The organism is Methanofollis sp. (genome assembly GCF_028702905.1).
GTDB lineage: Archaea > Halobacteriota > Methanomicrobia > Methanomicrobiales > Methanofollaceae > Methanofollis.
Genome location: NZ_JAQVNX010000165.1, coordinates 1 through 3,372, shown reverse-complemented (window position 1 = coordinate 3,372; position 3,372 = coordinate 1). Strand labels below are relative to the sequence as shown.

At 57.1% G+C, this 3,372-nt stretch carries 3 protein-coding genes and 1 pseudogene; all 4 read right to left on the bottom strand.

What is annotated here, in order from left to right:
- A pseudogene (locus PHP59_RS12120) lies at positions 1-481 on the bottom strand (hypothetical protein); the annotation flags it as partial.
- On the bottom strand, positions 420-941 hold the full coding sequence (gene frhD / locus PHP59_RS12115) for a coenzyme F420-reducing hydrogenase, FrhD protein (protein ID WP_300167345.1): 522 nt from the start codon (positions 939-941) through the stop codon (positions 420-422). The gene frhD and the pseudogene PHP59_RS12120, both read right to left, overlap by 62 nt.
- Positions 942-949: 8 nt before the next feature.
- Positions 950-2,317, bottom strand: coding sequence for a coenzyme F420 hydrogenase subunit alpha (frhA, locus tag PHP59_RS12110; RefSeq protein ID WP_300167344.1), 1,368 nt, complete (start codon positions 2,315-2,317; stop codon positions 950-952).
- A gap of 625 nt (positions 2,318-2,942) precedes the next feature.
- Positions 2,943-3,372 (bottom strand): transposase (locus tag PHP59_RS12105; protein ID WP_300167343.1); only part of this gene is annotated, 430 nt, incomplete at its 5' end.

Sequence of the window (3,372 nt, the reverse complement as noted above, 5' to 3'; positions counted from 1 at the left end):
CAAGGGTCAGTGCATAGACGAGGTCTGCATAGTTGTCCAGAATCTTGAAGAGTCCTTCGTAGTTGTCTGCAAAGGACACAAGGCATCCGGTACAGCCGCTCATGTGCACGTGCCCCACGGTAATCTTCTCTACCACAGGCTTTTCCTCCTTAATTATCTCAGATGATTTTTCCACTTTGATCTCAGAAGGCTTTGCTACAGGTCTGGGTGTCGGTTGTGCGACCTCTTTTTGGGCTTCAACCGCTTTGGCTGGCTCTCCGGCAGCGGGGGCCTGCCGGGCCTCTTTGACAGGTGCAGGCCTTGGCGCCGGAGTCGGCACGGGCTTTTTCACCCATTTTACTGTTCCCTTGTCCTCAGATGGCTTCGCCTCGGGCTGAACCTTCGCCTTTACCGGCGCAGGCTCTACCTTCGGGGCCTCCTCAGACCTGGGTGGCTCCTTCCTTCCAAAGATGATCCCTTTTAGCTTCGCTAGTAGCCCCATAATCCACCCCAATCTCGGCGAGTACGTGACGTACTACCCTGGGTATGGCCTTCTGAACCTCTTCGGTGAGCCCGATTTCCATTTCGGGCGATGTTACCCGTTTCGGCTGGACGCCGAGGATCGTGATCTCGACTCTGTCCTTCAGCCTCTGGAGCGGCTCGGTAAGGTCCCATGAATGGGCGTCCCGATAGCTCCCTGGCGGCAGGTCTTCAAGGGACAACTCCGCAAGCGTGCCGGGCTCCGCACCGAAATCCGCTATATCGACGATGATGATCTTTTTCGTGACCTCAGGGTCAATCAGCGTAAAAATAAAGTGCGGGGCTCCAAGCCCTGCGTCGATGGCCTTGACATTGTCGGGAAGTTGCATGCGGTTCAGTTCCTCGATCACCTCGGGCCCGAGGCCGTCGTCGGCAAAGAGAGGGTTTCCGCATCCCACAATCACGATTTCCGGGAATAACATGTATTATCTCACTCGAGGAGTTTCTGGGCCACTATCTTCTTGTTCTCGTCCACGACCAGCATGTGGGTGGCGCAGGAGACACACGGGTCATAGGCCCGGACGATGATCTCCGCGAGTTCCCAGGGGGCGCCGGCGAGGGCGCGGCTGCAGGTCGGGAAGTTCCAGGTGGTCGGGACAAGCATGGAGAACCAGCGGACCTTGCCGTCCTTGACCTTTGCGAGGTGGACGTCACAGCCACGCGGGGCCTCGTTCGCAGCCCAGCCCAGGCTTCCGTCGCCCTGCGGGATCTCGTCGGCAACGACCTTGCCGGAGGTGTTGAGGGCGTCGACGGCTTCGATAATGCCGTAGCAGGTCCCCTCATATTCCATCTCACGGGCGATGTTCAGGCCCATGGCTCCCTTCTCGTCGTAGTTCTTGAACTGGACGAGACGGGCGCGCGGACCGACTTCGACAGGCTGGCCGTCGTACAGGGGTACGCCGGTGCAGGCCTGCATCTGTGGCCAGGTCTTCTCGCCGACCGGCGTGGTGCCGCCTACGGGATAGTCCTTGTCTTCGAGGGTGATCTCTTCCTCGCCCATGTACCAGTCCCAGGGCCGGACTTCGGTCCAGCGCTCGGGGAACCAGGTCGGGTTGTCGTCCAGGCTGCTGCTGCCGTAGATCGGGGCCGCGGCCATGTAACCCTGGTTGTGGTAGCCGAGGTCCTTCGGGATCGGGACCTGGCGGCCGGCAACCTCTGCCCAGTCGCGTTTCTGGAAGTTCTTGAAGATCGAGACCATGAACTCCTGCTGCTCGTGGGCGAGCATCCGGCCCTCCTTCGCGAGGTCATAGACCTTCTGCTTCGCCCGCGGGGAGATGTTCTTGTACATACCGCCGACACGCGGGTTCGACGGATGAACAGCCTCGCCGCCGACGATCTCGCCGATGGTCTGGCCGATCTCACGGAGCCTCTGGATCCGGAGGGCGACCGACCGCACCGGTTCCTCAGGGGAGAACGGGTTGATCTTCGTGTCCGTACCCGGCAGGTACATGTCGGGCAGGGCAAGGATGTCATGCAGGGCGTGCGAGTGCAGCCTGTTTGCGCACTGAAGGATGTACCGCAGAAGCATAGCGTCCTCAGGGATGTAACACCCGACGGATGCTTCCATGGCCTCAGTCGCTGCAAGCGTGTGGGCGATCGGACAGATACCGCACACACGGGAGGCAATCTTGGGCACCTGCTCCATCGTCTTGCCGACGGCAAGCTTCTCGACACCCCTCACCGGGGTGATGGAAAGCCAGTCACCACGCTCGACGATACCCTCGTCATTTACCTTCAGGACGAGTTTGGAGTGGCCCTCGTGCCTCGTGGTTGGGGAAATCTCTACAACTTTCGACAAATATATCGCCTCATTTTAGTTGAGTTGTTCAAACAGCGATACCGTGCTTCGAACCTGTGCAATAGGTGTGACACGTACCACGGAAGTACGTCAGAAGCAATTACTTCGCCGTTTTAGTTATATCTTTCGATTCGGTACTGATCAATCAGGGAGGATTAACTCAGGGATACGAAAATCCAGAAAAATACGAGGGCCAATCAGACCGGGGTGAATAACCCCAAGGATACAGTAGAGACAGACAGATCTCTACCCACATCACCTCTCCGGCAACTGGTTTTTTTAGAAAACCTCGCGCGAAAGTATTTCACGGGGGATCAAGGGAGAAATCACGTTCTTGTCCCTCTGATTTGGGGGTTTTCACCCCGGACCTCATGAAATAAAGGGGGATGGTACTCTCCTGCTCCGGGATTCCCACCTTCACTCTTCCCGGAACCAATCGCGTGTGGGTGTCAGGGGGTGAAACTCCCGGCGAATACTATAAAAAAGCGGAGGATTCGCCCACAGTCTCGGAGATCAAAGATGAGAGATCGATCCGATCATGAAGATATGCTATGAAAAACACTCGATCCGGAATGTACACGGCCCCCTGTCAACTACCCCGGCCTGAAGGCCTGGGCTTGAGACTCTATCGTGTCGATAGTTCTCGTATGGGTGGCTGACTGCACCCCTGCACCTCCAGGGTATACCTGTAGGTGCGTGCTCTGGACTCGATGTTCCGAGCACCGATAAGGTCGGCATGGAGCGAGTGTCCGCAGCATTCGCAGACAAACGATTTCTTGTGCCGATTGTTCTTACTGATATGATTGCATCGAGGACAGGTCTGGGAGGTATAGGCCGGATCGACATAGACCGTCGATATACCCTTCTCCCGCGCCTTGTACTCGATGAAGGACTGGAGTTCATAGAACGCCCATGAGTGATGGGTGTACCTCTGCTTTTTGGAGGTCTCTGTCCGATCCCTGATCCCGGTAAGATCCTCCAGCCCGATCACATCAACCTTGTTCTGAACGGCAAAACGAACGATCTCCTTCGAGACGCGGTGGTTCATATCAGTC

Coding starts and splice junctions, on each gene's coding strand:
- frhD (WP_300167345.1), bottom strand. CDS start 941: ATGTTATTCCCGGAAATCGTGATTGTGGGATGCGGAAACCCTCTCTTT.